The following is a 4313-nucleotide window of genomic DNA, read 5'->3' on the forward strand; positions in this document are numbered from 1 at the left end:
ACACGCAGGGCTGGGGTGTCGGGCGCCATGTGCTGGGATCCAACTACTTTCGCTACGTTCGCGACCCTTGGGGCAGTTACGCCGAGTATTCCTTCGACATCGATTTTGTCGAGCCGGGCAAGAACTGGCCATCGGCCGACCACCCGCCCGAAGATTCACTCTACGTCTGGGGCCCTTCGCTGCCCGAGGACTTCGTCGTCAATCATGAATGGCCGCCCTCGCGCTGAACGACGGCACACCAAGAAATGGCAACACAACGGAGAAGACAGCTCGAACTGGTCCCCGTGTCTGCCGCAGTGCGCGAACCGTCAACAAGTGCATCGATCACCGGCCGTGTCGACGAAGCCACACGGCGACAGCTGTATGCGCTCTAGCGCAGGAACCCGATCCCGATGAAGCCCGGCTGCGCTGTCTTTGTGCGCTGCGGCGAAGCCAAGGAACGGCAGAGGCCGGCGCTGCTGCCGAACAACGCCGCCGATGACGGCGACCGTTGCCTTCAAGGCCCGCTACCACGAGCATTTGCCCGCGCAGTTCGCTGGCGTGCCAACTGCACAGCAGGTGTTCGATTCGAATCGGGTCCTGGCGGCCGAGACGGCCCTACGCAACGGTACGTTCCAGGGCGCCTTTCTGAGCCTAGCAACTCGCGCACTCGGTCTGTATGCCTTGCTGATGAGCGGCTTTGGCGCGCCGCAGCTTGACAATGCCGCCGTCTTTCCTGACGCCGGCTGGAAGTTGATTTTTCTCGCCAACCTCGGCTGGAAAGCGCTTGCTGGAAACCGACCGCAAGGGCCGAGATCTGTGTTTGAGGAGACTGCTTGCATCGTGCTGAGCTGCTATGTACAACGGAGCGCTACAAAGCAGCCGGTCAATACGAAGCCAAGAACAGTCACCCGTTCGACCTGGCGCGACCGACTTCATGCTTCTCAGCCCAAGCTTGTTGTTGGCAGCCACACCAGCACCGCCCGGACGCCGGTTTTGGTAACCGCTTGGTAACCAGTTTCATCGATAATTGAAACCAAATTACAAACCCGACCAAACATCCACATCTGGCCGGCTTGCCCTTTCGCCCATCCAGGAGACAAAACCCATGCCTACCCGCGCCACCAAGATCGTCGCTACCCTCGGCCCTGCTTCCAGCGACCCCGCCATGCTGGAGGCCATGATCCGCGCCGGCGTCAACGTGGTGCGGCTCAACTTTTCGCACGGCAAAGCGCAAGACCACATCGACCGCGCCAACCAGGTGCGCGAGGCGGCGCAGCGCGCCGGGCGCGAGGTCGGCATCATGGCCGACCTGCAGGGGCCGAAAATCCGCGTCGGCAAGTTTGCCGATGGCAAGGTGCAGCTGGAGCCGGGCGCGAAGTTTGTGCTGGACGCTTCGCGCACCGAGCTGGGCGACCTGGACGGCGTGGGGCTGGATTACAAGGAACTGCCACGCGACGTGAAGGCGGGCGACACCTTGCTGCTCAACGACGGCCTGATCGTGCTCATCATCGACAAGGTGGTGGGGCCTGCGGTGCACACCACGGTGAAGCTGGGCGGCGAGTTGTCGAACAACAAGGGCATCAACAAGCAGGGCGGCGGCCTCACGGCGCCGGCGCTGACCGCCAAGGACATGGACGACATCAAGACCGCCATGGGCTTGCGGGCCGACTACGTGGCGGTGAGTTTCCCCAAGAACGCGACCGACATGGAGCTGGCGCGCCAGTTGTGCAACGTGGCCGGTGCCGACATCGGCCACAAGCCGGCGCTGATTGCCAAGATCGAACGCGCGGAAGCGATTCCCGAGCTGGCCAATATCCTGAAAGTGTCGGACGGCATCATGGTGGCCCGGGGCGATCTGGCGGTTGAAGTCGGCAACGCCGCCGTGCCCGGTTTGCAAAAGCACATGATCCGGCTGGCGCGCGAGATGGACAAAGTGGTGATCACCGCCACGCAGATGATGGAGTCGATGATCGTGAACCCGGTGCCCACCCGCGCCGAGGTGAGCGACGTGGCCAACGCCGTGCTCGATGGCACCGACGCCGTGATGCTGAGCGCCGAGACCGCCGCCGGCAAGTACCCGCTGGAGACCGTGGTCGAGATGGCCAATATCTGCCTGGAGGCCGAAAAGGCCGAGTACGCCGAGCTGAGCGGCGATTTCAAGGGCAAAAAGTTCCAGCGCATCGACCAGACCATTGCCCTGGGCGCGCTGTTCACCGCCCACCACCTGGACGCCAAGGCCATCGTGGCCCTGACCGAGTCGGGTTCCACCGCTTTGTGGATGAGCCGCCACAACGTGCGCATGCCCATTTACGCCGTCACCTCCAGTCTGTCGGCCCAGCGCCGCATGACCCTGTACCGCAACGTGCGCCCCCTGCTCATGGATACCAGCGCCGACCGCGATACCGCGCTGGCCGATGCAGAAGCCCATCTCAAGAAGCGCGGCATTGTGCAGCGCGGCGACGTGTATGCCATCACCGTGGGCGAGCCCATGGGCCAACCCGGTGGCACCAACACGCTCAAGATGTGCCGGGCGAGCTGAACCCGGCCTGGAGGACGGGGCCTGGGGCGGTAAAATTGCCGATAAGTTACATCTCGGTTACCAACTGCTTTTAGGGGAAATCCATGGCTCTCGTTTCCATGCGCGAACTGCTCGACCACGCCGCCGCCAACGGCTACGGCATTCCGGCCTTCAACGTCAACAACCTGGAACAGGTGCAGGCCATCATGTCGGCCGCCGACGAAGTCGGCGCACCGGTGATCCTGCAGGCCAGCGCTGGCGCCCGCAAATACGCTGGCGAGCCCTTCATCAAGCACCTGATCCTCGCGGCGGCCGAGATGTACCCGCACATTCCCCTGGTCATGCACCAGGACCACGGCACCTCGCCCAAGATCTGCCAGGGCGCGCTCGATCTGGGCTTTGGCTCGGTCATGATGGACGGCTCGCTCATGGAAGACGGCAAAACGCCGGCTTCGTTTGAATACAACACCGAAGTGACCCGCAAAGTGGTCGATATGGCCCACAAAGTGGGCGCCACGGTAGAAGGCGAACTCGGCTGCCTGGGCAACCTGGAAACCGGCGATGCCGGCGAAGAAGACGGCATTGGCGCCGTGGGCAAGCTGGACCACAGCCAGATGCTGACCGATCCCGAAGAAGCCGCCACCTTCGTCAAAGCCACCCAGCTCGACGCCCTGGCGATCGCCATTGGCACCAGCCACGGCGCCTACAAGTTCAGCCGCAAACCCACGGGCGATATTCTGGCGATCTCGCGCGTGAAAGAAATCCACGCCCGTATTCCCAACACCCACCTGGTCATGCACGGCTCCAGCAGCGTGCCGCAGGATTTGCTGGACATCATCAACCAGTACGGCGGCAAGATGAAGCAGACCTACGGCGTGCCGGTGGAAGAAATCCAGGAAGCGATCAAGCACGGCGTGCGCAAGATCAACATCGACACCGACATCCGCATGGCCATGACCGGCGCGGTGCGCAAGTTCCTGGCCGAAAACCCCGACAAGTTCGACGCCCGCGAATGGCTCAAGCCCGCCCGCGAAGCCGCCAAACAAGTGGCCAAACAGCGCTACCTGCAGTTCGGCTGCGAAGGCCAGGGCGCCAAGATCAAGGGCGACAACTTGACGGTGATGGCCGCGCGCTACGCCAAGGGTGAACTGGCGCAGCTGGTGAACTAGGACCCCATCCTGCACCGGGCGGCCTGCTTCGCGCCCACAACCATGCCAGACATGTTCAAACTGCTCTTGCTCTGGCGCCGTCTCGAAGGCACGCTGTGGTGGCGCCCCACCTTTTGGAGCATCGCCGCCATCGGCGCGGCCTTGATCGCCGCGTTGGCGAACCGCTGGCCCTTGCCCAGTGCCCTGCCCGACATCGACGAGTCGGCCTTGAAGGGCTTGCTCACCATCATCGCGTCCAGCATGTTGACGGTGAGCACCTTCTCGCTGTCCATTTTGGTCAGCGCGTTTTCCACCGCCGCGTCCAGCGCCACGCCGCGTGCCACGCGGTTGGTCATGGCCAATGAGAGCGCGCAACACGCCATCTCGGCCTTCATCGCGGCCTTCATCTTCTCCATGGTGGCGCTCACCGCGCTGGGCCTGGGCTACTACGGCGGCTCCGGCCGCTTCGTGTTGCTGGCCTTCACCATCTACGTGCTGGGCTACCTGATCCTGGCCTTGCTGCGCTGGATCGACACCTTGTCCAAGCTCGGGCGCATGGCCCACACCATCACCACGGTGGAAAACGCGGCCTTGCCACCGCTGCGCCAATGGCAGCTGGAGCCGGCTCTGGGCGGCAGCCCCGACGCGCTGGTGGACGAGGGGCA

The 4313-nt window shown here is 63.6% G+C and carries 4 protein-coding genes and 1 pseudogene; all 5 read left to right on the forward strand.

Annotated elements, in window-relative coordinates; genetic code table 11:
• Positions 1-227: pseudogene (locus ABYB95_RS17885) on the forward strand (metapyrocatechase); the annotation flags it as partial.
• A gap of 250 nt (positions 228-477) precedes the next feature.
• Positions 478-993 (forward strand): hypothetical protein, encoded by a 516-nt coding sequence (locus ABYB95_RS17890; RefSeq protein ID WP_372659967.1) that lies wholly within the window; start codon positions 478-480, stop codon positions 991-993.
• 94 nt (positions 994-1087) lie between these two features.
• Complete coding sequence (gene pyk / locus ABYB95_RS17895; protein WP_372659969.1) at positions 1088-2521, forward strand: pyruvate kinase; 1434 nt, start codon at positions 1088-1090, stop codon at positions 2519-2521.
• A gap of 83 nt (positions 2522-2604) precedes the next feature.
• Positions 2605-3669, forward strand: a complete 1065-nt coding sequence (gene fba / locus ABYB95_RS17900) for a class II fructose-bisphosphate aldolase (RefSeq protein WP_372659971.1) — start codon at positions 2605-2607, stop codon at positions 3667-3669.
• A 51-nt stretch (positions 3670-3720) separates the two neighbouring features.
• Positions 3721-4313 (forward strand): DUF2254 family protein (locus ABYB95_RS17905; protein WP_372659973.1); only part of this gene is annotated, 593 nt, incomplete at its 3' end.

Source organism: Hydrogenophaga sp., from assembly GCF_041633695.1.
GTDB lineage: Bacteria > Pseudomonadota > Gammaproteobacteria > Burkholderiales > Burkholderiaceae_C > Hydrogenophaga.

Excerpts from the sequence above, each read along its gene's own strand:
- ABYB95_RS17890 (WP_372659967.1), top strand. The coding sequence starts at position 478 with ATGACGGCGACCGTTGCCTTCAAGGCCCGCTACCACGAGCATTTGCCC.
- pyk (WP_372659969.1), top strand. The coding sequence starts at position 1,088 with ATGCCTACCCGCGCCACCAAGATCGTCGCTACCCTCGGCCCTGCTTCC.
- fba (WP_372659971.1), top strand. The coding sequence starts at position 2,605 with ATGGCTCTCGTTTCCATGCGCGAACTGCTCGACCACGCCGCCGCCAAC.